The organism is Serratia sp. 1D1416 (assembly GCF_003641105.1).
Lineage (GTDB): Bacteria > Pseudomonadota > Gammaproteobacteria > Enterobacterales > Enterobacteriaceae > Serratia > Serratia ficaria.
Map to the genome: position 1 here is coordinate 2,334,754 of NZ_CP032738.1, position 25,847 is coordinate 2,360,600.

General features: G+C 61.3%; 23 protein-coding genes and 1 pseudogene. 15 read left to right on the plus strand and 9 right to left on the minus strand.

The window, feature by feature from the left end:
- Positions 1-42: 42 nt before the first annotated feature.
- From D7I37_RS10990 to D7I37_RS11005, 4 genes and pseudogenes are all read right to left on the minus strand, one after another.
- Positions 43-1,437 (minus strand): amino acid permease, encoded by a 1,395-nt coding sequence (locus D7I37_RS10990; RefSeq protein ID WP_129543675.1) that lies wholly within the window; start codon positions 1,435-1,437, stop codon positions 43-45.
- 102 nt (positions 1,438-1,539) lie between these two features.
- Complete coding sequence (hutH, locus tag D7I37_RS10995) at positions 1,540-3,075, minus strand: histidine ammonia-lyase (RefSeq protein WP_061795013.1); 1,536 nt, start codon at positions 3,073-3,075, stop codon at positions 1,540-1,542.
- Positions 3,072-4,763 (minus strand): urocanate hydratase, encoded by a 1,692-nt coding sequence (gene hutU / locus D7I37_RS11000; protein WP_129543676.1) that lies wholly within the window; start codon positions 4,761-4,763, stop codon positions 3,072-3,074. Before hutU ends, hutH begins: the two co-directional genes overlap by 4 nt.
- A 386-nt stretch (positions 4,764-5,149) precedes the next feature.
- Positions 5,150-6,485 (minus strand): annotated as a pseudogene (locus D7I37_RS11005) (MFS transporter).
- A 324-nt stretch (positions 6,486-6,809) separates the two neighbouring features.
- On the opposite strand from D7I37_RS11005, the gene queE reads away from it, so the two are divergent.
- Positions 6,810-7,481 carry a 7-carboxy-7-deazaguanine synthase QueE gene (gene queE, locus D7I37_RS11010; RefSeq protein ID WP_061795016.1) on the plus strand — a complete coding sequence of 224 codons (672 nt, stop codon included), beginning with the start codon at positions 6,810-6,812 and terminating at the stop codon, positions 7,479-7,481.
- 63 nt (positions 7,482-7,544) lie between these two features.
- Here the strand turns inward: queE and queD are convergent, their stop codons facing one another.
- A complete protein-coding gene (gene queD / locus D7I37_RS11015) occupies positions 7,545-7,904 on the minus strand; it encodes a 6-carboxytetrahydropterin synthase QueD (RefSeq protein WP_129543677.1) in 360 nt (119 codons plus the stop codon).
- A gap of 436 nt (positions 7,905-8,340) precedes the next feature.
- Here queD and cysJ point away from each other — a divergent pair, with 436 nt between their 5' ends.
- The 3 genes from cysJ (at position 8,341) to cysH (ending at position 12,658) form a co-directional block, all read left to right on the plus strand.
- A complete protein-coding gene (gene cysJ / locus D7I37_RS11020; protein WP_129543678.1) occupies positions 8,341-10,143 on the plus strand; it encodes an NADPH-dependent assimilatory sulfite reductase flavoprotein subunit in 1,803 nt (600 codons plus the stop codon).
- Positions 10,143-11,858: an assimilatory sulfite reductase (NADPH) hemoprotein subunit gene (gene cysI / locus D7I37_RS11025; protein ID WP_061795018.1), complete on the plus strand. Its 1,716-nt coding sequence runs from the start codon at positions 10,143-10,145 to the stop codon at positions 11,856-11,858. Before cysJ ends, cysI begins: the two co-directional genes overlap by 1 nt.
- A gap of 65 nt (positions 11,859-11,923) precedes the next feature.
- Positions 11,924-12,658 carry a phosphoadenosine phosphosulfate reductase gene (cysH, locus tag D7I37_RS11030; protein ID WP_061795019.1) on the plus strand — a complete coding sequence of 245 codons (735 nt, stop codon included), beginning with the start codon at positions 11,924-11,926 and terminating at the stop codon, positions 12,656-12,658.
- Positions 12,659-12,808: 150 nt separating this feature from the next.
- On the opposite strand, the gene D7I37_RS11035 is transcribed toward cysH, so the two are convergent.
- The gene (locus tag D7I37_RS11035) at positions 12,809-13,882 is read right to left on the minus strand and encodes an aminopeptidase (RefSeq protein WP_061795020.1); all 1,074 of its coding nucleotides are present in this window, start codon (positions 13,880-13,882) and stop codon (positions 12,809-12,811) included.
- A gap of 261 nt (positions 13,883-14,143) precedes the next feature.
- Between D7I37_RS11035 and cysG the strand changes: the two genes are divergently transcribed.
- The 5 genes from cysG to D7I37_RS11060 all read left to right on the plus strand — a co-directional run bounded on the left by cysG (position 14,144) and on the right by D7I37_RS11060 (position 18,977).
- Positions 14,144-15,574 (plus strand): siroheme synthase CysG, encoded by a 1,431-nt coding sequence (gene cysG / locus D7I37_RS11040; RefSeq protein ID WP_061795021.1) that lies wholly within the window; start codon positions 14,144-14,146, stop codon positions 15,572-15,574.
- A 22-nt stretch (positions 15,575-15,596) separates the two neighbouring features.
- A complete protein-coding gene (gene cysD / locus D7I37_RS11045) occupies positions 15,597-16,505 on the plus strand; it encodes a sulfate adenylyltransferase subunit CysD (RefSeq protein WP_061795022.1) in 909 nt (302 codons plus the stop codon).
- An 11-nt stretch (positions 16,506-16,516) separates the two neighbouring features.
- Positions 16,517-17,944, plus strand: coding sequence for a sulfate adenylyltransferase subunit CysN (gene cysN, locus D7I37_RS11050; RefSeq protein ID WP_129543679.1), 1,428 nt, complete (start codon positions 16,517-16,519; stop codon positions 17,942-17,944).
- Between the two features lies 1 nt (position 17,945).
- Positions 17,946-18,575, plus strand: a complete 630-nt coding sequence (gene cysC / locus D7I37_RS11055) for an adenylyl-sulfate kinase (protein WP_061795024.1) — start codon at positions 17,946-17,948, stop codon at positions 18,573-18,575.
- 84 nt (positions 18,576-18,659) lie between these two features.
- Positions 18,660-18,977, plus strand: a complete 318-nt coding sequence (locus D7I37_RS11060; RefSeq protein WP_061795025.1) for a DUF3561 family protein — start codon at positions 18,660-18,662, stop codon at positions 18,975-18,977.
- A gap of 52 nt (positions 18,978-19,029) precedes the next feature.
- On the opposite strand, the gene D7I37_RS11065 is transcribed toward D7I37_RS11060, so the two are convergent.
- The 3 genes from D7I37_RS11065 to D7I37_RS11075 form a co-directional block, all read right to left on the minus strand.
- Positions 19,030-19,752 carry an amino acid ABC transporter ATP-binding protein gene (locus D7I37_RS11065; RefSeq protein ID WP_061795026.1) on the minus strand — a complete coding sequence of 241 codons (723 nt, stop codon included), beginning with the start codon at positions 19,750-19,752 and terminating at the stop codon, positions 19,030-19,032.
- Positions 19,736-20,455 (minus strand): amino acid ABC transporter permease, encoded by a 720-nt coding sequence (locus D7I37_RS11070; protein WP_061795077.1) that lies wholly within the window; start codon positions 20,453-20,455, stop codon positions 19,736-19,738. Before D7I37_RS11070 ends, D7I37_RS11065 begins: the two co-directional genes overlap by 17 nt.
- 101 nt (positions 20,456-20,556) lie before the next feature.
- On the minus strand, positions 20,557-21,327 hold the full coding sequence (locus D7I37_RS11075; RefSeq protein WP_061795027.1) for a basic amino acid ABC transporter substrate-binding protein: 771 nt from the start codon (positions 21,325-21,327) through the stop codon (positions 20,557-20,559).
- Positions 21,328-21,729: 402 nt separating this feature from the next.
- Here D7I37_RS11075 and ftsB point away from each other — a divergent pair, with 402 nt between their 5' ends.
- Genes ftsB through D7I37_RS11105 form a run of 6 tightly spaced genes read left to right on the plus strand, consistent with a single transcriptional unit; the run spans position 21,730 to position 25,658 of the window.
- The gene (gene ftsB, locus D7I37_RS11080; protein WP_061795078.1) at positions 21,730-22,050 is read left to right on the plus strand and encodes a cell division protein FtsB; all 321 of its coding nucleotides are present in this window, start codon (positions 21,730-21,732) and stop codon (positions 22,048-22,050) included.
- 3 nt (positions 22,051-22,053) lie between these two features.
- On the plus strand, positions 22,054-22,761 hold the full coding sequence (gene ispD / locus D7I37_RS11085; protein WP_061795028.1) for a 2-C-methyl-D-erythritol 4-phosphate cytidylyltransferase: 708 nt from the start codon (positions 22,054-22,056) through the stop codon (positions 22,759-22,761).
- A 10-nt stretch (positions 22,762-22,771) separates the two neighbouring features.
- Complete coding sequence (gene ispF, locus D7I37_RS11090; protein ID WP_061795029.1) at positions 22,772-23,245, plus strand: 2-C-methyl-D-erythritol 2,4-cyclodiphosphate synthase; 474 nt, start codon at positions 22,772-22,774, stop codon at positions 23,243-23,245.
- A 4-nt stretch (positions 23,246-23,249) separates the two neighbouring features.
- Positions 23,250-24,296 (plus strand): tRNA pseudouridine(13) synthase TruD, encoded by a 1,047-nt coding sequence (truD, locus tag D7I37_RS11095; protein WP_095095795.1) that lies wholly within the window; start codon positions 23,250-23,252, stop codon positions 24,294-24,296.
- Positions 24,277-25,038, plus strand: a complete 762-nt coding sequence (gene surE / locus D7I37_RS11100; protein ID WP_061795031.1) for a 5'/3'-nucleotidase SurE — start codon at positions 24,277-24,279, stop codon at positions 25,036-25,038. Before truD ends, surE begins: the two co-directional genes overlap by 20 nt.
- A complete protein-coding gene (locus D7I37_RS11105; protein WP_061795032.1) occupies positions 25,032-25,658 on the plus strand; it encodes a protein-L-isoaspartate(D-aspartate) O-methyltransferase in 627 nt (208 codons plus the stop codon). The genes surE and D7I37_RS11105 overlap by 7 nt, the downstream gene beginning before the upstream one ends.
- Positions 25,659-25,847: the final 189 nt, after the last annotated feature.

The window sequence follows — 25,847 nt, forward strand, 5'->3', positions numbered from 1 at the left end:
GCGTTAATGACAAAGAGCCCGGGAACGGCGGGCTCATGGTTTTTAATAGCTTTGCGGCGTGGCGGCGACGGGTGAACCCCCGCCTTTTTTGCGCACCCACAGCCAGTAAGCCAGGGTGAGGAAGGCGACCCACACCAGCCCGACGTACAGGGCGATGCGGCTTTCCTCGAAGTAGCCGAGCAGGCCGATGACGAACAGCATGAACGCCGTCGCCAAGGCGGGCGCTACCGGCCACCAGGGCACCGGGAAGCTCAGCTGGCTGACCTCCTGCGGCGACAGGGTGCGGCGCATGGCTATCTGCGACAGCAGGATCATCAGCCATACCCAGACGGTGGCGAAGGTGGCGATAGAGGCGATGATCATAAATACCTGTTTCGGGATCAGGTAATTGAGGATCACCCCCAGCAGCAGGGCGACCGACATCACCAGCACCGTCATCCAGGGCACGCCGTTGGCGGTCAGTCTGGAGAAGCTTCTCGGCGCCTGACCATCCTGCGCCATGCCGTACATCATGCGGCCGGCGCCGAAGATATCGCTGTTGATGGCCGAAATGGCGGCGGTGATCACCACCACGTTCAGCACGTTGGCGGCGGAGCTGATGCCGAGGTTGCTGAAGATCTCGACGAACGGGCTGCCGTTCTGGCCGATGCTGTTCCACGGATAAATCGCCATCAGCACCAGCAGCGTCAGCACGTAAAACAGCAGGATGCGTACCGGCACGGCGTTGATCGCCTTCGGCAGCACCTTGGCCGGGTCTTTCGCCTCGCTGGCGGTAATGCCGATAATCTCAATGCCGCCGAAGGCGAACATCACCACCGCCAGCGAGGCGATCACGCCGCCGATGCCGTTAGGCATAAAGCCGCCGTGTTGCCACAGGTTGCTGATGCCGGTGGCGTGCTGCGTTTGGCCGAAGCCGAACAGCATCACCGCCGCGCCGCCGACGATCATGGCGACGATGGCGGCGACCTTGATCAGCGACAGCCAGAACTCCATCTCGCCGAATACCTTGACGCTGCACAGATTGAGCGCGCCGATAAACATGATGATGCTGAGCACCCACACCCACTGGGCGACGTCCGGGAACCACAGCCCCATATAGATGCCGAAGGCGGTGACGTCCGCCAGTGCGACGATCACCATTTCGAAGGTGTAGGTCCAGCCGGTGAGGAAGCCGGCCAGTGGGCCGAGATAGTGGCTGGCGTAGTGGCCGAACGAACCGGAAACCGGTTGATGCACCGCCATTTCACCCAGCGCGCGCATCACCATGAACACCGCCGCGCCGCCCACCAGATAGGCCAGCAGCACCGCCGGGCCGGCCAGCTGAATGGCGCCGGCGGAGCCGTAAAACAGGCCGGTGCCGATCGCCGAGCCGAGGGCCATAAAGCGGATGTGCCGCGCGTTTAGTCCGCGTCTGAGTTGTGTCGTGTCGTTACGCATGTTGCTTCCCGTTGAGTTTTTTGCCGAACAGGCACGCGCTGCCCGCACCGGGTGGAACGCACCCGGTGGGGACAGAACAAACTGCGTGGTCAGATTTTGTGGTTACGCCAGGCTAGGCAGCAGCGCCGCAGGCAGCAGCGATGTCAGGTGACCGGCCGCCAGCAGCTGGCTGGCGACTTCAATGTCGGGGGCGAAGAAACGATCCTTGTCGTAGAAACTGACATGCTCGCGCAACAAACGGCGCGCCTGCTCCAGCCCTGCGGTGGTTTTCAGGCCGGTGCGGAAATCCAGGCCCTGACAGGCGGCCAGCCATTCGACCGCCAGAATGCCGCGCACGTTGTCGGCCATTTCCCACAGGCGGCGCCCGGCGGCCGGCGCCATGGAAACGTGGTCTTCCTGGTTGGCGGAGGTCGGGATGCTGTCAACGCTGGACGGGTGCGACAGGGCCTTGTTTTCACTGGCCAGCGCCGCGGCGGTAACCTGGGCTATCATAAAGCCGGAGTTCACCCCGCCGTTTTCCACCAGGAACGGCGGCAGCTGCGACATGTGTTTGTCCATCATCAGCGAGATGCGGCGTTCGGACAGCGAGCCGATTTCGGCAAACGCCAGCGCCAGGTTGTCGGCGGCCATCGCCACCGGCTCGGCGTGGAAGTTGCCGCCGGACAGCACGTCGCCCTGTTCGGCGAACACCAGCGGGTTATCGGATACCGCGTTGGCTTCGGTCTCCAGCACTTCGCCGGCCTGGCGAATTTGCGTCAGGCAGGCGCCCATCACCTGCGGCTGACAGCGCAGGGAGTAGGGGTCCTGCACTTTTTCACAGTTGCGGTGCGAATCGGACACCTCGCTGCGCTCGCCGAGCAGATGGCGATAGGCGACGGCGGCGTCGATTTGGCCGCGTTGGCCGCGCACCTCGTGGATACGCGCATCGAACGGGCTGCGCGAACCCAGCGCCGCTTCCACCGTCAGGCTGCCCGTCACGGTGGCGGCGGCGTACAGGTCTTCCGCGTCGAACAGGCCGCGCAGGGCGAAGGCGGTAGAAACCTGGGTGCCGTTCAGCAACGCCAGGCCTTCCTTCGCCGCCAGCGTCAGCGGTTTCAGGCCCGCCTTGGCCAGCGCTTCGGTCGCCGGCAGCCATTCGCCCTGATGGCGCGCCTTGCCTTCGCCCAGCAGCAGCAGGCTCATGTGCGCCAGCGGCGCCAGGTCGCCGGAGGCGCCCACCGAGCCCTTCAGCGGAATGTGCGGGTACACTTCGGCGTTGACCAGTGCGATCAGCGCCTGGATCACCTCCAGACGAATGCCGGAGAAGCCGCGGGACAGGCTGTTGATCTTCAACACCATGATCAGGCGAACCAGGCTGTCGTCGGTCGGTGCGCCCACGCCGGCGGCGTGAGACAGCACGATCGAACGCTGCAGGTTCTCCAGATCTTCCCGCGCAATGCGGGTGGAGGCCAGCAGGCCAAAGCCGGTGTTGATGCCGTAGGTGGTGCGGTTTTCCTCCACAATGCGTTCCACGCAGGCGACGCTTTGCTGAATGGCGGCGTAGGCGTTGTCGTCCAGCTGCAGGGTGACCGGATGCCGATACACGTCGCGCAGCTGCGCCAGCGTCAATTGCCCAGGGCGGATAGTCAGCGCTTTCATGCTTTGCCTCCTTGAGTGGCGGCGACCATCGGCAGGTTCAGGCCTTGCTCGCGGGCGCAGTCGATGGCGATGTCGTAGCCGGCATCGGCATGGCGCATTACGCCGGTGGCCGGGTCGTTATGCAGTACGCGGGCGATGCGCTCGGCGGCTTCATCGGTGCCGTCGCAGACGATCACCATGCCGGAGTGCTGGGAGAAGCCCATGCCGACGCCGCCGCCGTGGTGCAGAGAAACCCAGGTCGCGCCGCTGGCGGTGTTCAGCAGGGCGTTGAGCAGCGGCCAGTCGGATACCGCGTCGGAGCCGTCTTTCATCGATTCGGTTTCGCGGTTAGGGCTGGAGACCGAGCCGGAGTCGAGGTGGTCGCGGCCGATGACGATCGGCGCCGACAGCTCGCCGCGGCGTACCATTTCGTTGAACGCCAGGCCCAGCTTGGCGCGTTGGCCCAGGCCAACCCAGCAGATGCGCGCCGGCAGGCCCTGGAAGCTGATGCGCTCGCGCGCCATGTCCAGCCAGCGGTGCAGGTGTTCGTCGTCCGGGATCAGTTCTTTGACCATGGCGTCGGTTTTGTAGATGTCCTGCGGGTCGCCGGACAGCGCGGCCCAGCGGAACGGCCCGATGCCGCGGCAGAACAGCGGACGGATATAGGCCGGCACGAAGCCCGGGAAATCGAAGGCGTTGTCGACGCCCATTTCTTTCGCCATCTGGCGGATGTTGTTGCCGTAGTCGAAGGTGGGCACGCCCATCTGCTGGAACGCCAGCATGGCTTTCACGTGTTCGGCCATCGATTGCTTGGCGGCGGTGACCACTTTGGCGGGCTCGGTCTGGGCGCGCTGGCGGTATTCTTCCCAGCTCCAGCCGTTCGGCAGGTAGCCGTTCAACGGGTCGTGGGCGCTGGTCTGGTCGGTGACCATGTCCGGGCGCACGCCGCGGCGCACCAGCTCCGGCAGAATTTCCGCCGCGTTGCCGCACAGCGCGATAGAGATGGCTTTGCCTTCGGCGGTGTAACGCTTGATGCGGGCCAGCGCGTCGTCCAGATCTGTGGCCTGCTCATCGACGTAGCGGGTTTTCAAACGGAAATCGATGCGGCTTTGCTGGCATTCGATGTTCAGCGAACAGGCGCCGGCCAGGGTCGCGGCCAGCGGCTGCGCGCCGCCCATGCCGCCCAGACCGGCGGTCAGCACCCAGCGGCCCTGCAGGCTGCCGTCGTAATGTTGGCGGCCCGCTTCGACGAAGGTTTCGTAAGTGCCCTGCACGATGCCCTGGCTGCCGATGTAGATCCAGCTGCCGGCGGTCATCTGGCCATACATCGCCAGACCTTTGGCGTCGAGCTCGTTAAAGTGTTCCCAGGTGGCCCAGTGCGGCACCAGGTTGGAGTTGGCGATCAGCACGCGCGGCGCATTGCTGTGGGTTTTGAACACGCCGACCGGCTTGCCGGACTGCACCAGCAGGGTTTCGTCGTCTTCCAGCGTTTTCAGGGTTGCGACGATTTTGTCGTAGCAGTCCCAGTCGCGCGCGGCGCGGCCGATGCCGCCGTACACCACCAGCTCATGCGGGTTTTCCGCCACTTCCGGATCGAGGTTGTTCATCAGCATGCGTAACGGCGCTTCGGTCAGCCAGCTTTTTGCATTTAATTGTGTGCCGCGTGGCGCGCGTACATCGACATTGCGAACTTTGTTATTTGTAGTCACAGCGTTTTCCTCAAACAGTATCGGTGCAGATCCCATGACGCGGTGGGGTAATCACCACGGCATAACAATGCGTAGGGTTTTATTAACATATACTTGTATGTACAAGCATATGCAACACTGACCAGTTGCGATTGGAAATGGCATAAGAGAAAATTATTTGTTTTATTTATCAATAAATTGAATTGGTTTGTGTCGCCGGCGTCATTAGCCGCACGCGGGAGAACAGTGAGCTATTCAACAAAAATGAATTAAAATTGAGTCATTTTTGAGCGTCAAATCACAATATTTTTACATGCTGGTTACAGTTGGCCGTCAGCGATAAATAAATCCTATCGCCGGAAAGCCAAAAGCCCGCCGGGGGCGGGCTTTTGCGGGGTTGCGAGGGATCAGGTGGCCGGTTGCAGCACCGCTCTGCGGGTCATTTTGAACACCGTCGCCATGGCGGCGATCAGCGCCGGAACGCACAGGAACATCAGGATGCTTTGCACCTCCCACTGCATGGCCAGCAACTGCGCGCCCATCATGGTGCCGGCGACGCCGCCGAAGCGGCCGATGCCCTGCATCCAGGCGATGCCGGTGGCGCGGCTGTGAGTGGGATAGAAGGTGGCCGCCAGGGTTTGCAGGCCGGACTGGGCGCCGTTCATGGTGATGCCCATCAGGAAGATGAAGGCGCCCAACAGCACGATATGGCTGTCCTCGGTGGCCATCGCCACAATCAGCAGAGCGGTGATGACGAAGCCGCTCGATACCACCTTATGCGCATTCCAGCGGTCCATCAGCCAGCCGGCCACCAGAATGCCCAGCGTGCCGCCGAAGGTGAACAGCGAAGTGAGGATCGCCGATTGTTCCAGCTGATAGCCCAACCCCTGCATCAGGATCGGCATCCAGCTCAGCAGCACGTAGTAGATCACCAGTCCCATAAAATAGGTGAGCCACAGCATCAGCGTGCCGAGCAGGTAGGGGCGGGTAAACAGCAGGCCGACGCTGGTCTTCGACTGCGCCAGCTTTTCCTCATACAGAGAGAAACGGGTCACGCTGTCGAGGTTGCGGCTGACGAACCGTTGGGCGATGCGTTTGATTTTCATCGCGTCCTGGCCGCGGTTGACCATGTATTTGACCGACTCCGGCAGGAACAGGATCAGCAGCACGGTCAGCACCAGCGGCGCAATCGCCCCAGCAGCAGCACGCTGTGCCAGCCGTAGGCCGGGATCAGCCAGGATGAAATGGCGCCGCCGCCGGCCGCGCCCAGCGGGAAGCCGCAGTACATGGTGTTGATCGCCAGCGAACGGCAGCGCTGCGGCGCATATTCCGAGATCAGCGTGATGGCGTTAGGCATCGCCGCGCCCAGCCCCAGGCCGGTGAGAAAGCGCCACAGCGTCAGGCTGTTGAGCGATCCGGCGTAGGCGGTGGCCAGGCTCGACAGGCCGAAGAACAGGCAGGAGAATACCAGCACCCGTTTGCGGCCGATGCGATCCGAGATTGGCCCGGCGACCAGCGCGCCGAGCGACAGGCCGAGCAGCGCGGCGCTCAGCACCGGCCCCAGATCCTGTTTGACGATCCCCAGTCTTTGGCGACCGAGGGGGCGATATACCCCATGGCGGCGGTGTCGAAACCGTCGATGGCGAGGATCAGGAACCCGAGAATGATCAAGGTCCAGTGGAACAGCGAAAACTTGCTGTCGTCGATAGCCTGTTGAATATTCAACTCGCTGGAATGAGTCATGGCACCCTCTAAACGCAGATGTAGTGGTGATGGAGACGTTGCCGGAACTGTCGCCCGGCTTGTGTTTGCTTGTATATACATCTGCGTCTCGCCGCTTTATGTCAAATATATTTATCTTATTTGTTACCTGAGTGTTGTTTTTGACGGAGCAGGTTGCATCGCGGATCAACGGCGCAGCTTCAGAAAGCCAATTAAATGAGCCTTATAGCCGGTGAGATATGCTGGCGCCGGGGGCTGGGATAAAATTTAATACAATTTTGGCCATTTGGTCGCCGGGCCGGAATCTGCGATAATCGCGTTTTACCTTTCCAGATTGAGAAACCGATGCAGTACCCGATTAATGAGATGTTCCAAACCTTGCAGGGCGAAGGCTTTTTCACCGGCGTACCGGCCATTTTTATCCGCCTGCAGGGCTGCCCGGTAGGGTGCAGCTGGTGCGACACCAAGCATACCTGGGAAAAGGAAGCCAATCGGGAAGTCGACATGCAGCGGATCCTGGTCAAAACCGCAGAGAGCGACGCCTGGGGCAGCGCCAGCGCCGAGCAGCTGCTGGCGGTGATGCGCCAACAGGGCTATACCGCGCGCCACGTGGTAATCACCGGCGGCGAGCCGTGCATCTACGATTTGACGCCGCTGACCGAGCTGTTCGAGCAGCAGGGCTACGGTTGCCAGATCGAAACCAGCGGCACCCACGAGATCCGCTGTTCGGCCAAAACCTGGGTGACGGTTTCACCCAAGGTGAATATGCGCGGCGGTATGAAGGTGCTGGATCAGGCGCTGCAGCGCGCCGACGAAGTGAAGCATCCGGTGGCGCGTGAACGGGATATCGAGGCGCTGGACGCGCTGTTGGCGACGCTGCAGGATGACAAGGCGCGCATTATCGCGCTGCAGCCGATCAGCCAGAAGGAAGAGGCGACCCGCCTGTGCATCGAGACCTGCATCGCGCGCAACTGGCGCCTGTCGATGCAAACCCACAAATATTTGAATATTGCTTAGTTGCCTGAGTCAAAAGCTTTCAAACTGCAGCCAACAACGCTGCAGCTTGAAAGATGAAGGGGATCAACCTTTATATACGCATCCGGCGGTACAGGTCTCTTTCACCATCACCGCAGTCAGTTCCGGCAACTGAGGTTTGAGCCGCTGCCAGATCCAGGCGGCGAGCACTTCGCTGGTGGGATTTTCCAATCCTGGAATATCGTTCAGATAATGGTGATCCAGGCGCTCCCAAATTGGCGAGAACACGGCCTTAAGCTCGGCGAAATCCATCACCCAACCGGTGTGGGCGTCCACTTCACCGGTTACTTCCAGACGCACCATAAACGAATGCCCATGCAGACGGCCGCATTTATGGCCCTCCGGCACGTGCGGCAAACGGTGTGCGGCTTCAAACTGAAAATCTTTAAACAGCGTGGTTGCCATTATTACGGCCTCATTGACTCAAAAACCGCCGCATAGTACCGGAAAGCGCGCCTGCTTGCCATTTATACCGCTTTGGTCTACCGCCGGCGGCAACCTGCCCGGTTAACACTTTTTTTGTTTGGTCGCACAGGGACCTATCGGCTGGGGTAATGAGCTGTAAATGCGATTCATTCAAAAACGGCAAAAAAAACAGGTTATATTTCAGCGGGATGAAAAACATTGTTTAACGCTTTAAGCGTTATGCCTTACCAGAAAAACAGCTTAGTCATTTTGGTTATTAATTATTGCTATCCCTTATTTATTCGTTGCTATTCTGCTCGGTAACCTTACAAACTCTCCTGATCTTTTCAGGACCTCCGACTGAACGAAGAGACAGCGACTGACACTGGCGAGCGCCACTCCGGATAGGCGCCAAGTATAGGAAACAAGTACTGCAATGACGACTCAGGCTCCTCCAACATCTTTGCTCCCGCTGACGCCCGAACAGCTGGCGCGCCTGCAGGCGGCGATCGGTGAATATTCCCCGACGCAGCTGGCGTGGCTGTCAGGCTATTTTTGGGGAATGGTTAATCAACAGCCTGGAGCCGTAGCCAGTGCGCCTGCCGCCCCCGCTGCCGCCGCCGGCATCACCATCATTTCCGCTTCGCAGACCGGCAATGCGCGCCGCCTGGCGGAACAGCTGCGTGACGACCTGCTGGCCGCCAAGCTGAGCGCCACGCTGGTCAACGCCGGCGACTACAAATTCAAGCAGATCGCGCAAGAGCGCCTGCTGGTGATCGTCGCCTCCACCCAGGGGGAAGGCGAGCCGGCGGAAGAAGCGGTCGCGCTGCATAAATTCCTGTTCTCGAAAAAAGCGCCGAAGCTCAACGACACCGCCTTCGCGGTATTCGGGCTGGGCGACACCTCTTATGAGAACTTTTGCCAGTCGGGCAAAGACTTTGACGGCAAGCTGGCCGAGCTGGGCGCCGAACGCCTGGTGGAGCGGGTCGACGCCGATGTGGAGTATCAAGAACTGGCCGCCGCCTGGCGCAAGCAGGTGGTGGAGGTGCTGAAGGTGCGCGCGCCGGCGGAAAACGCCGCCCCGGGCCAGCTTGCCAGCGGGGCGGTCGATCTGCTCGACAGCAGCCCGTACAGCAAGGAACAGCCGCTGACCGCCCAACTGGCGGTGAAGCAAAAAATCACCGGCCGCGGCTCGGATAAGGACGTGCGCCATATCGAAATCGACCTCGGCGACTCCGGCCTGCGCTACCGGCCGGGCGACGCGCTGGGGGTGTGGTTCGACAACGATCCGGCGCTGGTGGATGAACTGGTGCAGCTGCTGTGGCTGAAAGGCGACGAACCGGTTGAGGTGGAGGGCAAGACCCTGCCGCTGGCGGAAGCGCTGCGCAGCCACTTCGAGCTGACGCAGAACACCACGCCGATCGTCGATAAATACGCCGCGTTGTCGCGCGACGAGCAGCTTATCGGCCTGCTGGCGGACAAAGCCGCGCTGCAGCGTTACGCGCACAATACGCCGATCGTCGACATGGTGCGCCAGGCGCCGGCCGATCTCAACGCCGAGCAGCTGATTGGCCTGCTGCGCCCGCTGACGCCGCGCCTGTATTCCATCGCCTCTTCGCAGGCCGAGACCGAAAACGAAGTGCATATCACCGTTGGCGTGGTGCGCTACGACATCGACGGCCGCGCCCGCGCCGGCGGCGCCTCGAGCTTCCTGGCGGATCGCCTGGAAGAGGACGGCGACGTGCGGGTGTTTATCGAGCATAACGACAACTTCCGTTTGCCGGCCAACCCGGATGCGCCGGTGATCATGATAGGCCCGGGCACCGGCATTGCGCCGTTTCGCGCCTTTATGCAGCAGCGCGACGCCGAAGGCGCGGGCGGCAAAAACTGGCTGTTCTTCGGCAATCCGCACTTTACCGAAGATTTCCTGTATCAGGTCGAATGGCAGCGCTATGTGAAAGACGGCCTGCTGACCCGCATCGATCTGGCCTGGTCACGCGATCAGCAACATAAAGTCTACGTACAAGACAAACTGCGCGAACAGGGCGCGGAAGTGTGGCGCTGGATCCAGGAAGGCGCGCACATTTACGTCTGCGGCGATGCCAACCGCATGGCGAAAGACGTGGAAAACACATTACTGGAACTGGTGGCCGAGCACGGTGGCATGGATACCGAGCTGGCGGACGAATTTTTAAGTGAGCTGCGCCTCGAGCGCCGTTATCAGCGAGATGTTTACTGATGAGTGATAAACACCCGGGGCCTCTGGTGGTCGAAGGCAAACTGGCCGACGCCGAACGCATGAAGAAGGAAAGCAACTTCCTGCGCGGCACCATCGCCGAAGACTTGAATGACGGCCTGACCGGCGGCTTCAACGGCGACAATTTCCTGCTGATCCGCTTTCACGGCATGTATCAGCAGGACGATCGCGACATTCGCGCCGAACGCGCCGAGCAGAAGCTGGAGCCGCGCCATGCGATGATGCTGCGCTGCCGTTTGCCGGGCGGCATCATCAGCCCGCAGCAGTGGCTGGGCATCGACAAATTCGCGCAGGAAAGCACGCTGTACGGCAGCATTCGCATCACCAACCGTCAGACCTTCCAGTTTCACGGCATTCTGAAGGGCAACGTCAAGCCGGTGCATCAATTGCTGAACCGGCTGGGGCTCGACGCGCTGGCGACCGCCAACGACGTCAACCGCAACGTGCTGTGCACTTCCAACCCGGTGGAGTCCGAGCTGCATCAGGAAGCCTACGAATGGGCCAAGAAGATCTCCGAGCACCTGTTGCCGCGCACCCGCGCCTATGCCGAGGTGTGGCTGGATCAGGAAAAGGTGGCGACGACCGATGAGGAGCCGATCCTCGGCGCCACCTATCTGCCGCGCAAGTTCAAGACCACGGTGGTGATCCCGCCGCAGAACGACGTGGATCTGCACGCCAACGACATGAACTTCGTGGCGATCGCCAAAAACGGCAAGCTGGTGGGCTTCAACCTGCTGGTGGGCGGCGGGCTGTCGATCGAACACGGCAACAAGAAGACCTATGCGCGCAAGGCCAGCGAGTTTGGCTACATTCCGCTGGAGCATACGCTGGCGGTGGCGGAGGCGGTGGTGACCACCCAGCGCGACTGGGGCAACCGCACCGACCGTAAAAACGCCAAGACCAAATACACCCTGGAACGGGTCGGGGTGGATGTTTTCCGCGCCGAAGTGGAAAAACGGGCCGGCATTACCTTTGAACCGATCCGCCCGTACGAATTCACCGGCCGCGGCGATCGCATCGGCTGGGTCAAGGGCATCGACAACCACTGGCACCTGACGCTGTTTATCGAGAACGGCCGGTTGCTGGATTATCCGGGCCGCCCGCTGAAAACCGGCGTGGCTGAGATAGCCAAGATCCACCGGGGCGATTTCCGGCTGACCGCCAACCAGAACCTGATTATCGCCGGCGTGCCGGAAAGCGAGAAGGCAAAGATCGAAGCGCTGGCGCGCGATCACGGGCTGATCGACGACGGCGTCAGCGATCAACGCAAGAATTCTATGGCCTGCGTATCGTTCCCGACCTGCCCGCTGGCGATGGCCGAAGCCGAACGCTTCCTGCCGGAGTTCGTCACCAGGGTGGAAGGGATCCTGCATCAGCATGGGGTGGGTGACGAGCATATCGTACTGCGCATTACCGGCTGCCCGAACGGCTGCGGCCGCGCGCTGTTGGCGGAGCTTGGGCTGGTAGGCAAGGCGGTCGGCCGCTATAACCTGCATCTGGGCGGCAACCGCGAAGGCACGCGCATTCCGCGCATGTATCGCGAAAATATCAACGAAGAAGAAATCCTGCGGGAGATCGACCAGCTGGTGGGCCGTTGGGCGCAAGAGCGCCACGCCGGCGAAGGCTTTGGCGACTTCACCATCCGCGCCGGCATCGTACGGCCGGTGGTGGATTCGGCGCAGGATTTCTGGGACTGAGGGTATGCGGCCCCCGGCAGGGGGCCGCATACCCTATAGCGTACAAGCATCAGGAGGCAGGCAACATGGCTGAATTCGATCTGGCGGCGCTGAATGCGCTGCCTAAATCCGGGCAGGCGCTGGCATTGGCGGTCGTCAACGGTCAGCTGGAAACCCTTTCCGCCGAGCAGCGGGTAGCGTGGGCGCTGGAACACCTTCCGGGCGAGTTTGTGCTCTCTTCCAGCTTTGGCATTCAAGCGGCGGTGTGCCTGCACTTGGTCACCCGCATCCGGCCGGATATTCCGGTGATCCTCACCGATACCGGCTATCTGTTCCCGGAAACCTATCAGTTTATCGACCAGTTGGCCGACAAGCTGAAGCTGAATCTGCAGGTGTTCCGCGCCGAGCACTCGCCGGCCTGGCAGGAAGCGCGCTACGGCAAGCTGTGGGAGCAGGGCGTTGAGGGCATAGAAAAATACAATCAGATCAACAAGGTTGAGCCGATGAACCGCGCGCTGGAAACGCTGGGCGCGCAGACCTGGTTCGCCGGCCTGCGGCGCGAGCAGTCCGGCAGCCGCGCTAACCTGCCGGTGCTGGCGGTGCAGCGCGGGGTATTCAAGATCCTGCCGATCATCGACTGGGACAACCGCAAGATTTACCAGTACCTGACCGAGCACGGCCTGAGCTATCACCCGCTGTGGGAGCAGGGCTACCTGTCGGTCGGCGATACCCACACCACCCAGAAATGGGAACCGGGCATGAGTGAGGAAGAGACCCGCTTCTTCGGCCTGAAGCGCGAGTGCGGCCTGCACGAAGGCTGAATGCGGTAAATTATTTCAGGCCCGGCAGACGCTGGGCCTTGGGCAATTTAACCGCATATGCCGCCACGGCGCGGCACCGATACCCTGGCGGGGATGGCGGCTCGCCCCGGCGGCGGAGAACGATTCGTACTGAATTTTATCCCCTGAGGATCACTTTTTCTTTGGCGCTTTCGGCGGATGGGCCTGCGCCAGTTCCTTGATCAGCGGCAGCAGGATCTGCACGCTCTCGCGGCTGCGTTTATCGATGCGCCCCGGCAGGTAGCGTTCGAGATACTGCAGGTTGTCGTACTGCGGCCGGTGCCAGGTTACGCCCTGCGGGAAATGCGGGCTGACGGCGCGCTGCTGGTAGCCGTCCTTGTCGCCCAGCGACCAGTTGGTGGCTTCCACCGACAGCACCGGAATGCCGGCGGTATCGAACACCTCCTGATCGGAACAGCAGCCGGTGCCTTTCGGGTGCCGTTTGCTGCCCGGATTGACGGCGGCGGCAATGCCGTAACGGTGGGCGATGTCCAGCGCGCGATCGCGGCTCTGCTTCGCCATCTGCGGCGGCGTGTTGCGGCCGGCGTTGAAGTACAGGCGATCGCCGGTAATCAGGCTGTCGAGGTTAATCACCAGCAGGGTATTCTGTTTCTCTTCCACGCTCATGCGCTGCAGGTAATTCAGCGCGCCCTGCGAACCGAGCTCTTCGGCGCTGGTGGCGACAAAGCGCAGGCCGTAAGCGGTGGGGATGTTTTTCAGGCGTTCCGCCAGCTCCAGCATCACGCCGATGCCGGAGGCGTTGTCATCGACCCCCTGCAGCGTCAGGCCGCCGAGGTTATTGTCCAGATCGGCGTCGCTCTGCGGGGTATAGGTGTCGAAATGGGCGACGATCACAATCTGTTTGGGGCGGTCGCCGTTTCTGGCGGCGATCACCGAACTGGCGGTGACGTTGTTCCAGTTCTTCTTGCCGTCTTTGCTGCTGTAGAGATAGCGGGTGTTGAAGCTGCGGATATCGCTCTGATAGCCCATTTTGCTGAACTGCTGCTTCAGGTAGTCGGCGGTGAGCAACTCGGCCGGGCTGCCCGCCATGCGGCCGGGGAAGTAGGTGGCGATATGGCGAATCTGGTCGGCGGCGAATTTGCCGATTGGGGCGTCTTTTACAGGCTGTGCGGCGGCTGAAACGCTGAAGACGCCGCTAAGGGCGAGGGCCAGCAGGCTGGTCTTCAGGTAAGAACGGGAAAACATACCGGAAAATCCTTCTCTGATATCGGCGGTGCCGATTATTTTTCTGCGGTGTCCAGTATGAGACGCCGCGCGGGATTACACAATTTCTCCGGCTCCTAATTTTGGCGCGAACGCGCAATCTTTCGCCCGGGTAATCACCGCTTAACCCCTGTGCTGCGGCCTATATTCCATAAAGTAACTAGTCATTCCTTTTCGTCATTTCAGAGGCTAAATCTCAGCCCGTATAGTCACACTATCTTTCTGTTATATGAAAAGGCTGTTGTGGACTATCTACCAATATTTGCCGACCTGAAACAACGCCCGGTGCTGGTCGTTGGCGGCGGTGAAGTGGCTGCGCGCAAAGTCGATCTGCTGCAGCGCGCCGGGGCTGAAATACGGATAGTTGCGCAGTCGCTCTCACCGGAACTTGAACAACAACGTCAGCAGGGCCGGGTGCTCTGGCTGGGGACGGCTTTTGAGCCCGGCCAGCTGGACGAAGTGTTCCTGGTGATCGCCGCGACCGATGACAGCGCCCTGAACGCCAAGGTGTTCGCCGAAGCGGACCAACGGCGGGTGTTGGCCAACGTGGTGGACGATCAGCCGCGCTGCTCGTTTATCTTCCCGTCGATTATCGATCGTTCACCGCTGGTGGTCGCCGTCTCTTCCGGCGGCCAGGCGCCGGTGCTGGCGCGCATGCTGCGCGAAAAGCTGGAGGCGCTGCTGCCCGCCAGCCTGGGCCAGATGGCGCAGCTCGCCGGCCGCTGGCGCGGCCAGGTCAAACGGCGGCTGACGTCGATCGGCGAGCGCCGCCGCTTCTGGGAAAAAACCTTTGGCGGCCGCTTTTCTACGCTGGTGGCGAATGGCCAGCCGGCGCAGGCGGAACAACAGCTGGAACAGGATTTACGGCGCTTCGCTCAAGGCGGCGAAGGCCTGCAGGGCGAGATAGCGCTGGTGGGCGCCGGGCCGGGCGACGTGGGCCTGCTGACCCTGCGCGGGCTGCAGGTGATGCAGCAGGCGGACGTGGTGCTGTATGACCATTTGGTCAGCGACGAGATCCTCGATCTGGTGCGCCGCGACGCCGAACGCATCTGCGTGGGCAAACGCGCCGGCGCGCACTCGGTTATTCAGGAAGAGACCAACCGGCTGCTGGTGGAACTGGCGCAGCAGGGCAAGCGGGTCGTGCGCCTCAAGGGCGGTGACCCGTTCATCTTCGGCCGCGGCGGCGAAGAGCTGCAGGTGGCGGCCGCGGCGGGCATTCCTTTCCAGGTGGTGCCGGGCGTTACCGCCGCCGCCGGGGCGACCGCCTACGCCGGCATCCCGCTGACGCACCGCGACCATGCGCAGAGCGTGACCTTCATCACCGGCCACTGCCGCCCCGACGGCGATGGCCTGGACTGGGCCGATTTGGCCCGGGCGCGGCAAACGCTGGCCATTTACATGGGCACCATGAAGGCGGCGGACATCAGCCAGCGGCTGATTGCCCACGGCCGCGCGGCCTCTACGCCGGTGGCGGTGATCAGCCGCGGTACCCGCGCCGATCAGCTCGTGCAGACCGGCACGCTGCAGCAACTCGAAGAATTGGCCCAGGGCGCGCCGCTGCCGGCGCTGCTGGTGATCGGCGAAGTGGTGGAACTGCACCATCAAATCGCCTGGTTCGGGCATCAACCGCAGGCGGAAGGGGCAACGCGCCCGGCCGTCGTGAATTTGGCTTAGGCAAGGCTTTTAAGGATCTGTTATGGACGAAAAACGACTCACTCATTTGCGGCAATTGGAGGCGGAGAGTATCCATATCATCCGTGAAGTCGCCGCTGAATTCGGCAACCCGGTGATGCTGTATTCCATCGGCAAGGATTCCTCGGTGATGCTGCACCTGGCGCGCAAGGCGTTCTTCCCCGGCACGCTGCCGTTTCCGCTGCTGCACGTGGACACCGGCTGGAAATTCCGCGAAATGTACGAGTTCCGCGACCGTACCGCGAAAGAATACGGCTTTGAGCTGTTGGTGCACAAAAACCCGGAAGGGGTGGCGATGGGCATCAACCCGTTCGTGCACGGCAGCGCCAAGCATACCGACATCATGAAAACCGAAGGCCTGAAACAGGCGCTGAACAAATACGGCTTCGATGCCGCGTTCGGCGGCGCTCGCCGCGACGAAGAGAAGTCGCGCGCCAAGGAGCGCATCTATTCCTTCCGCGATCGCTTCCACCGCTGGGATCCGAAAAACCAGCGCCCGGAGCTGTGGCACAACTACAACGGCCAGATCAACAAGGGCGAGAGCATCCGCGTCTTCCCGCTGTCGAACTGGACCGAGCTGGATATCTGGCAGTACATCTTCCTGGAGAAGATCGACATCGTGCCGCTGTACCTGGCGAAACCGCGCCCGGTGGTGGAGCGCGACGGCATGCTGCTGATGGTGGACGACGATCGCATCGATCTGCAGCCGGGCGAGGTTGTCAGCCAGCGCATGGTGCGTTTCCGCACCCTGGGCTGCTGGCCGCTGACCGGCGCGGTGGATTCGGCGGCGCAAACGCTGCCGGAGATCATCGAAGAGATGCTGGTGTCCACCACCAGTGAGCGCCAGGGACGGATGATCGACCGCGATCAGTCCGGCTCGATGGAGCTGAAGAAGCGTCAAGGGTATTTCTAAGGAGCCGCCGGATGAACAACGCAATCGCACAACAAATCGCTGCACAGGGCGGCGTCGAGTCTTACCTGCATGCGCAGCAACATAAAAGCCTGCTGCGCTTCCTGACCTGCGGCAGCGTCGACGACGGCAAGAGCACCCTGATCGGGCGTCTGTTGCACGATACCCGCCAGATCTACGAAGATCAGCTGTCTACGCTGCACAGCGACAGCAAGCGCATCGGCACCCAGGGCGAAAAGCTCGATCTGGCGCTGCTGGTGGACGGCCTGCAGGCCGAGCGCGAGCAGGGCATCACCATCGACGTGGCCTATCGCTATTTCTCGACCGAAAAACGCAAATTTATCATCGCCGATACCCCGGGGCATGAGCAGTACACCCGCAACATGGCCACCGGCGCCTCCACCTGCGATCTGGCGATCCTGTTGATCGACGCGCGCAAAGGCGTGCTGGATCAGACCCGCCGCCACAGTTTTATCGCCACCCTGTTGGGCATTCGTCATCTGGTGGTGGCGGTGAACAAAATGGACCTGGCGGACTATCGGGAATCGGTGTTCGAGCAGTTCAAGCAGGACTACCTGAGCTTCGCACAGCAGCTGCCGACCGATCTGGACATCAAGTTCGTGCCGCTGTCGGCGCTGGACGGCGACAACGTGGCGAGCGAAAGCGCGCACATGCCGTGGTACAGCGGCCCGACGCTGCTGGAAGTGCTGGAGAGCGTGGACGTGATCAGCGAGCGGGAAACCCAGCCGCTGCGCTTCCCGGTGCAGTACGTCAATCGCCCCAATCTGGATTTCCGCGGCTATGCCGGTACGCTGTCCGCCGGCGAGGTGCGGGTGGGGCAGCGCGTGAAGGTGCTGCCTTCCGGCGTGGAATCTACCGTGGCGCGCATCGTTACCTTCGACGGCGATCTGCAACAGGCGGTGCCGGGCGAAGCCATCACGCTGGTGCTGCAGGATGAAGTGGACATCAGCCGCGGCGATCTGCTGGTCGACGCCGGCGAAACCCTGAAGGCGGCGCAAAGCGCGCTGGTGGACGTAGTGTGGATGGCCGAGCAGCCGCTGCTGCCGGGCCAGAGTTACGACATCAAGGTGGCCGGCAAGAAAACCCGCGCGCGGGTGGAAGGCATTCGCCACCAGGTGGAGATCAACTCGCTGGCGCAGCATCAGGCGGATACGCTGCCGCTGAACGGCATTGGCCTGGTGGAGCTGACCTTCGACGAGCCGCTGGTGCTGGACAGCTATCAGAGCAACCACGACACCGGCGGGCTGATATTTATCGATCGCCTGAGCAACGTAACGGTCGGCGCCGGTTTGATCCGCGAAACGCTGCAGGATGCGCAGGCGCAGGCCGGCGAATTCAGCGCCTTCGAGCTGGAACTGAACGCGCTGGTGCGCAAGCACTTCCCGCATTGGGGCGCGCGTGATCTGCTCGGGGGCAAATAAGGTGGCCGCTGTCGAACTGCGGCCGACCGGGCCGGAGGACGAAAACGTGGTTTGGCATCCGCACGCGGTAGCGCGGGCGGATCGCGAGGCGCGCAACGGCCATAAAGGGGTGGTGCTGTGGTTTACCGGGCTGTCCGGCTCGGGCAAATCCACCGTCGCCGGCGCATTGGAACAGGCGCTGCACGGGCTGGGGGTCAGCACCTATCTGCTGGACGGCGATAACGTGCGCCACGGCCTGTGCCGCGATCTGGGCTTCTCCGACGACGATCGCCGCGAGAATATCCGCCGGGTCGGGGAAGTGGCCAAGCTGATGGTCGACGCCGGGCTGGTGGTGCTGACCGCATTCATTTCGCCGCACCGCGCCGAACGGCAGATGGTGCGTGAAATGCTCGATGCCGATCGCTTTATCGAGGTGTATGTCGACACGCCGCTGGCGATCTGTGAGGCGCGCGATCCGAAGGGATTGTACAAAAAAGCGCGCGCCGGCGAGCTGCGAAACTTCACCGGCATTGACGCGGTTTACGAGGCGCCGCAGCGGCCTGATATTCACCTGGATGGCCAACAATTGGTAACAAATTTGATTGCGCAATTGTTAGACGTGTTGCGTGGTCAGGCTATTATCAAACCCTGAATTCAAAAAAGCGTGTGGCGTTCTGCGCCATACGCTTTTTACGCTAAGCCCGCCGCAGAGCGCGCCGAATAACCAGGGATTACTATGCAAAATGTCACGCCTATCTTGATTGACTCAAACCGGGAGAAAGAGGAACCCTCTTATTCTTTCCTGGGCGGCGTCTGCGGCTTTGTTTTCTACTGGCTGGCGTTCGCCGTGCCGTTTCTGGTCTACGGCTCCAATACCCTGTTTTTCCTGCTTTATACCTGGCCGTTCTTCCTGGCGCTGATGCCGGTTTCGGTGCTGATCGGCATCACGCTCAGCATGCTGCTGCGCGGCCGGCTGATCCTGACGCTGTTGCTGACCGGCGCCGTCGTGCTGTGCCTGTTCTGGCTGGTGTTCAGTTTCCTGACCGGCTGGTGAGAGAGCGGGCGCCGTTGGCGGCGCCCGAGGGATTGCAAAGCGGTGCTGAAAGTTACAAAACTTTGCTTAGAAACGCCTGGGTGCGCGGGTTGGCCGGATGGCCGAAAATCTGCTGCGGCGTGCCTTCTTCCTGAATGATCCCCTGATCGATAAACAGCACCCGATCCGCCACTTCACGGGCGAAAGCCATCTCGTGCGTTACCACCACCATGGTCATGCCCTCGTGGGCCAGCGATTTCATCACCGCCAGCACTTCCCCCACCAGTTCTGGATCGAGCGCCGAGGTCGGTTCATCGAACAGCATGATCTTCGGCTCCATCGCCAGCGCGCGGGCGATGGCCACCCGCTGTTGCTGCCCGCCGGACAGGCTGTTGGGATAGGCGTCGATCTTGTCCAGCAGCCCGACCTTGCGCAACAGCCGTTCGGCCCGCTCGATGGCCGCCGCGCGCGGCAGCTTTTTCACGCCCATCGGCGCCATGATGATGTTTTCCAGCACCGTCATATGCGGGAACAGGTTAAAGCGCTGAAACACCATGCCGACGCTTTCGCGCATTTTGTTCAGATCGGTTTTCTGCTGGTGAATGGCGAAGCCGTTCACGTCGATCTCGCCGCCGGACAGCGTCTCCAGCGCGTTGATGCAGCGCAGGAAGGTGCTCTTTCCCGAGCCGGATGGGCCGATGATGCAGACCACTTCATTCGGGGCTATCTCGCAGGAGATGCCGCGCAGCACGTGGCTTTCACCGAATTGCTTTTGCAGGTTATGTACGCGAATCACTTTTGCCGAACCTCTTTTCCATGTGTTGCACCATCAGCGAGAGCAGGAAGGTGATGACCCAGTAGACCAGCGAAATGGTCAGGTAGGGCTCCCAATAGGTGGCGTAGGCCCCGGAAACGGTGCGGGCGGCGTAGGCCAGGTCGGCCAGGCCGATGGCGGAAGCCAGTGACGAATCCTTGACGATGGCGATGGCGTTATTGCCCAGCGGCGGCAGCATGCGGCGGAAAGCCTGCGGCAGGATCACCTGACGCATGGTTTTGCCGTAGCTCATGCCCAGCGAGCGGGAGGCCTCCATCTGGCCGCGATCGATCGACTGTATGCCGGCGCGGAAGATCTCCGAAACGTAAGCCCCGGCGTTGAGCGTAATCGCCACCACGCAGGACAGGAACGCGCCGTAGTCGGAACGCAGCGCGCGGGCGAAATCGGTGCTCATCAGGCCGCCGGTCACCAGCAGGCCGTCACGCGGGTTGATAAACAGCGGCACCAGCGCGAAGTGCACCACCATGATTTGCACGAACAGCGGCGTACCGCGAAAGGCGCTGATGTAGATGCGCACCGGCCACTGAACGCCGTAGTGCAGGATGGGTTTCCAGATGCCGTGCGGCGCCTGCGCCAGGCGGCCCAGCCCGAGGATCAACCCCCAGGTGGTGCCCAGCAGCACGCAGATAATGGTGCATTTGATGGTCATCCAGGCGCCTTCCATAAACAGCGGGGCGTATTCCTGGATGATCTCCCAGCGGAAATTCAAGGTCTGATCCTTATTTAAGAGTGTTGGGGCCTGCTGCGCAGACGAGCGCCGATCGATTATTCAGCCGGCAGCGTCGGTACGTTGCTGTCGAACCAGGTTTGGTAGATTTTGGCGTAGGTGCCGTCGGCGACGATTTTCTTCAGGCCGGCGTTGATTTTGCCGCGCAGTTCGTCGTTGCCTTTGGCGACGGCGATGCCGAAATACTGGCGTTCGAACTTGGCGTCGGACACCAGTTTGAATTCTTTTTCCGGGTGGGTCTTGATGTAGAACTTGGCTACGCCGACGTCGCCGACCGCGGCGCCGATGCCGTCTTCATACAGCTCTTGCAGCATCAGCGGCGTATTGTCGAAGCGTTTGATGGCGGTGCTGTTTTTGCCCAGCGTGTCGGAAACCACGATGTCGCCGGTGCTGGAATTCACCACGCCGACCTTCAGCGCTTTCAGCGCGGCGATGGAATCCACCCTGGAATCCTTCGGCACCACGATCGCCTGTTCCGCCGGGAAGTAAGGCGCGGAGAAATCGACCATTTGCTTGCGTTTGTCGGTGATGGTGATGCCGGAAATAATGATGTCGCGATCGCCGGAGTTCAAGGTGGCGAAGATGCCTTCCCAGGGGGTATTGACCAGCTTGACCTGGAAGTTTTCGGCCTTGGCCACCGCTTTGATGATGTCGATATCGAAACCTTCCAGCTGTTTTTGGCTGTTTTCAAATTCGAACGGGCGATAGGTGCCGCCGGAGCCGACAACGTAGGTGGGTTCAGCCGCCAGAACCGACGCGGACAGGGTGGCGGCCAGGCAGGCGCCAATCAGAACTAAAGGTTTTAACATCGCGATCCCCGATAATGAAAGGTTATATATTGGATTTATTTATGCACTATGAATGCATAAAAATAAGCTTCAATGCATGAAAATACAACCACTGCATGATGATTTACTTTTTAAAAGTGTTAAATATGCAGTTTTGTTGCAAGGGCGGCGCAAGCGCCGACGAAATGGCGCAGGCCCAGTTTTTATTACTGCATAACCCGGTTTGGGCAGCGAGAGGCTTTATCGGCGGCCGGTGGATTTTCTGCGGCTAAAGTGGCTTTTTTTGCCGCTTTCGCGGCGGATTTAGGTTATAAACTCAGGAAATACTCATCCGTATTCTGAATTTGGCGCTGAAAAGCCGCTCTCGGTGTGGAGTCCAACGAAAAGTTGTGGGATGATTGGTCGGTTTTTCAGGGGGCGGAGATGGGAAAACTTACGCTGCTATTGCTGGCATTGCTCGGTTGGTTACAGTATTCACTGTGGCTGGGCAAAAATGGTATTCACGATTACGTGCGGGTCAATGAAGACGTTGCGGTCCAACAGGGCAACAATGCCAAATTGAAAGCGCGTAACGATCAGCTGTTTGCCGAAATCGATGATTTGAACGGTGGTCAGGAAGCGATCGAAGAACGTGCGCGTAATGAACTGGGCATGATCAAGCCCGGTGAGACTTTCTATCGTCTGGTTCCCGACCAATCCAGACGCAACGCGGCGTCCTCCTCGCAAAATAACGTACAAAAGTAACGCATGAATCACTCCGCAGGAACCTTTCCATCGGTGATTGCCGTCCTGCCCGCTGCCGGTGTCGGCAGCCGCATGCAGGCCGATTGTCCGAAGCAGTATCTCACCATCGGCCGGCACAGCATTCTTGAACACGCTATCCATGCGTTGCTGCGCCATCCGCGCATTCAGCGGGTGATTGTGGCCATTGGCCCCGACGACGACCAGTTCGCCCAACTGCCTATCGCTCAGGATCCCCGGGTGAGCGTGGCTATCGGCGGCCGGCAGCGCGCCGACTCGGTGATGGCCGGGCTGCGGCTGGCCGGCGACGCGGAGTGGGTGCTGGTGCATGACGCCGCGCGCCCCTGCCTGCATGCCGACGATCTCGAGCGCCTGCTGGCGATCACTGAACACAGCAAGGTCGGCGGCATTCTCGCCGCGCCGGTGCGCGATACCATGAAGCGCGCCGAACCCGGCCAAAACGCCATTTCCCACACCGTCGAGCGCCAGGATCTGTGGCATGCGCTGACGCCGCAGCTGTTCCCGCTGGCGTTGCTCAAGCAATGCCTGCAGCGCGCGCTGGACGAAGGCGCGAGCGTCACCGACGAGGCCTCGGCGCTGGAACACTGCGGTTATCATCCGCTGTTGGTGAATGGGCGTGCAGACAATATTAAAGTGACGCGGCCGGAAGATCTGGCGCTGGCGGCGTTCTATTTGACTCAGTTGGACAATTAAGGAGCGCATCATGCGTATCGGTCACGGTTTTGACGTACATAAATTCGGCGGCGAAGGGCCGCTGGTGATCGGTGGCGTTCGCATCCCTTATGAAAAAGGTTTGCTGGCCCACTCCGACGGCGACGTCGCTTTGCATGCGGCGACCGATGCCCTGCTGGGCGCCGCGGCGCTGGGGGACATCGGCAAGCTGTTCCCGGATACCGATCCCGCATTCAAGGGCGCCGACAGCCGCGAACTGCTGCGTGAAGCCTGGAAACGCATCCGCGCCAAGGGCTACCGCCTGGGTAACCTGGACATCACCCTTATCGCGCAGGCGCCGAAGATGGCGCCGCACATTCCGCAGATGCGCATTTTCCTGGCGGAAGACCTGCAGTGCCATATGGACGACGTTAACGTCAAGGCCACCACCACCGAACAGCTCGGTTTCACCGGGCGCGGCGAGGGCATTGCCTGCGAAGCGGTTGCCTTGCTGATCAAGGAATAAGCGCATGGATATGGCTAACCTGACCTGGCTGCACGGCCGGCCGCAGAGTACCGGGGTGCTGAAAGCGGATCCGGAAGACTTCGTGGTGGTGGAAGACCTGGGCTTTGCGCCGGACGGCGAAGGCGAACACGTGCTGGTGAACATCCGCAAAAACGGCTGCAACACCCAGTTCGTGGCCGATTATCTGGCGCGCTTCGCCGGCATCCATGCCCGTTCCGTCAGCTATGCGGGGCTGAAAGATCGCCACGCGGTGACCGAACAGTGGTTCTGCCTGCACCTGCCGGGCAAGGAAACGCCTGATTTCTCACAGTTTGCGCTGGAAGGCTGCGAGGTACTGTCCTGTGCCCGCCACCTGCGCAAAATGCGCATCGGCACGCTGAAGGGCAATGCCTTTACCCTGGTGCTGCGCCAGATCTCCGACCGCGATGACGTTGAGCGGCGCTTGCAGGCGATCGCCGCCAACGGCGTGCCTAACTACTTCGGCAGCCAGCGTTTCGGCCGCGGCGGCAATAACCTGGTGATGGCTCGCCGCTGGGCGAATGACGAGATCCGCGTCAAGGAGCGCAGCAAGCGCAGCTTCTACCTCTCCGCCAGCCGCAGCGCGTTGTTCAATCAGACGGCCAGCCGGCGTTTGGCCGACGGCCTGCAGCGCACCGTGCTGGAGGGCGATGCCCTGCAGCTCAGCGGCCGCGGCAGCTGGTTCGTCGCCAAGGCGGAAGAACTGGACGGGTTGCAGCTGCGCCTGGATGCCGGCGAGCTGAACGTCACCGCCCCGTTGCCGGGGGACGGCGAACCGGGCACCGCCGGGGAAGCGTTGAAATTTGAACAACAATGCTTGGCGGAGCAGCCGGAATTGCTTACGCTTTTAAAGCGCGAGCGCGTTGAACCCGCTCGTCGGGCCCTGCTGTTGCAGCCGCAAAATATGCTGTGGAACTGGTGGGATGATGTCACCGTTGAACTGCGCTTCTGGTTGCCGGCAGGCAGCTTCGCCACCAGCGTCGTTCGCGAAATCATGCAGCAGGATAACAGTGATGCGGATATTGCTGAGTAACGATGACGGCGTTACCGCCCCGGGCATTCAGGTGCTGGCGGCGGCGCTGCGGGAGTTTGCCGAGGTGCAAGTGGTGGCGCCGGATCGCAATCGCAGCGGCTCCTCCAATGCGCTGACGCTGGAGTCGCCGCTGCGCACCCTGACGCTGGCCAACGGCGACATTGCGGTGCAGCAGGGAACGCCGACCGACTGCGTATATCTGGGCGTCAACGCGCTGATGCGCCCGGCGCCGGATATCGTGGTGGCCGGCATCAACGCCGGGCCGAACCTTGGCGATGACGTGATCTATTCCGGCACCGTGGCGGCCGCCATGGAGGGCCGCCACCTTGGCCTGCCCGCGCTGGCGGTGTCGCTGAACGGCCACCAGCACTACGCGACCGCGGCCGTGGTTACCTGCCGCATACTGCGAGCGTTGCAGCGCGAACCGCTGCGCACCGGAAAAATCCTGAATATCAACGTGCCGGATTTACCGCTGGATCAGATCAAGGGCCTGCGGGTGACCCGCTGCGGCAGCCGGCATCCGGCCGACAAGGTTTTTTGTCAGCAGGATCCGCGCGGGCAAAATCTCTATTGGATCGGGCCGCCGGGTGATAAGTTTGATGCCGGGCCGGATACTGACTTTGCGGCGGTGGAGCAGGGCTATGTGGCGATCACGCCGCTGCAGGTGGATTTGACCGCCTACGCCGCCCAGGAAGTGGTACAAACGTGGTTAACCAAAGCAGAGGTTAGCGGGGAATGGTGAACAAGCGCATGCAAACATTGCTGACGCAGCTGCGTCAGCAGGGGATCCGGGACGAGCGATTGCTGCAGGCGATCGAGGCGGTGCCGCGCGAGCGCTTTGTTGACGAGGCGCTCGATCACAAGGCCTATGAAAACACCGCGCTGCCAATTGGCTCGGGCCAAACCATTTCCCAGCCTTATATGGTGGCGCGCATGACCGAGCTGTTGAACCTGACGCCTACCTCAAGGGTGTTGGAGATCGGCACCGGCTCCGGCTATCAAACCGCCATTCTGGCGCACCTGGTTCAGCACGTTTGCTCCGTCGAACGCATCAAGGGCCTGCAATGGCAGGCCAAACGCCGGCTGAAACAGCTCGATCTGCATAACGTTTCCACTCGTCACGGCGATGGCTGGCAGGGTTGGGCGTCGCGCGGTCCGTTCGATGCGATTATCGTCACCGCCGCGCCGCCGGAAATTCCGCAGGCGCTGATGGAGCAGTTGGACGACGGCGGCATACTGGTGTTGCCGGTGGGCGAACAGGCCCAAACTCTCAAACGCATCCAGCGCCATGGCCATGAGTTCGCCATCGACGCCGTCGAGGCGGTGCGTTTTGTGCCGCTGGTGAAAGGCGAACTGGCCTAGCGATTGTCTGATTTTTCAGCCGGCCGTGAAATCTGTTGCACTTTCATAACGTCTGGATAAGGTTTTATTGTTTCAATAAGACTAATTTTCAATACAATTGCCTTTCTGCGTAGTTGTCTTATGGTGCGGCAGCGCTAATGTGGTTAGCATTGGCGCGCTGTTTTGATGCTCCGGCGGGAGATTACCTGG

Bases quoted from the DNA above. Each gene is read 5' to 3' on its own strand.
- D7I37_RS10990 (WP_129543675.1), bottom strand. From the start codon at position 1,437: ATGCGTAACGACACGACACAACTCAGACGCGGACTAAACGCGCGGCAC.
- hutH (WP_061795013.1), bottom strand. From the start codon at position 3,075: ATGAAAGCGCTGACTATCCGCCCTGGGCAATTGACGCTGGCGCAGCTG.
- queE (WP_061795016.1), top strand. From the start codon at position 6,810: ATGCAGTACCCGATTAATGAGATGTTCCAAACCTTGCAGGGCGAAGGC.
- queD (WP_129543677.1), bottom strand. From the start codon at position 7,904: ATGGCAACCACGCTGTTTAAAGATTTTCAGTTTGAAGCCGCACACCGT.
- cysJ (WP_129543678.1), top strand. From the start codon at position 8,341: ATGACGACTCAGGCTCCTCCAACATCTTTGCTCCCGCTGACGCCCGAA.
- cysI (WP_061795018.1), top strand. From the start codon at position 10,143: ATGAGTGATAAACACCCGGGGCCTCTGGTGGTCGAAGGCAAACTGGCC.
- cysH (WP_061795019.1), top strand. From the start codon at position 11,924: ATGGCTGAATTCGATCTGGCGGCGCTGAATGCGCTGCCTAAATCCGGG.
- D7I37_RS11035 (WP_061795020.1), bottom strand. From the start codon at position 13,882: ATGTTTTCCCGTTCTTACCTGAAGACCAGCCTGCTGGCCCTCGCCCTT.
- cysD (WP_061795022.1), top strand. From the start codon at position 15,597: ATGGACGAAAAACGACTCACTCATTTGCGGCAATTGGAGGCGGAGAGT.
- cysN (WP_129543679.1), top strand. From the start codon at position 16,517: ATGAACAACGCAATCGCACAACAAATCGCTGCACAGGGCGGCGTCGAG.
- D7I37_RS11060 (WP_061795025.1), top strand. From the start codon at position 18,660: ATGCAAAATGTCACGCCTATCTTGATTGACTCAAACCGGGAGAAAGAG.
- D7I37_RS11070 (WP_061795077.1), bottom strand. From the start codon at position 20,455: ATGGAAGGCGCCTGGATGACCATCAAATGCACCATTATCTGCGTGCTG.
- D7I37_RS11075 (WP_061795027.1), bottom strand. From the start codon at position 21,327: ATGTTAAAACCTTTAGTTCTGATTGGCGCCTGCCTGGCCGCCACCCTG.
- ftsB (WP_061795078.1), top strand. From the start codon at position 21,730: ATGGGAAAACTTACGCTGCTATTGCTGGCATTGCTCGGTTGGTTACAG.
- ispD (WP_061795028.1), top strand. From the start codon at position 22,054: ATGAATCACTCCGCAGGAACCTTTCCATCGGTGATTGCCGTCCTGCCC.
- ispF (WP_061795029.1), top strand. From the start codon at position 22,772: ATGCGTATCGGTCACGGTTTTGACGTACATAAATTCGGCGGCGAAGGG.
- truD (WP_095095795.1), top strand. From the start codon at position 23,250: ATGGATATGGCTAACCTGACCTGGCTGCACGGCCGGCCGCAGAGTACC.
- surE (WP_061795031.1), top strand. From the start codon at position 24,277: ATGCGGATATTGCTGAGTAACGATGACGGCGTTACCGCCCCGGGCATT.
- D7I37_RS11105 (WP_061795032.1), top strand. From the start codon at position 25,032: ATGGTGAACAAGCGCATGCAAACATTGCTGACGCAGCTGCGTCAGCAG.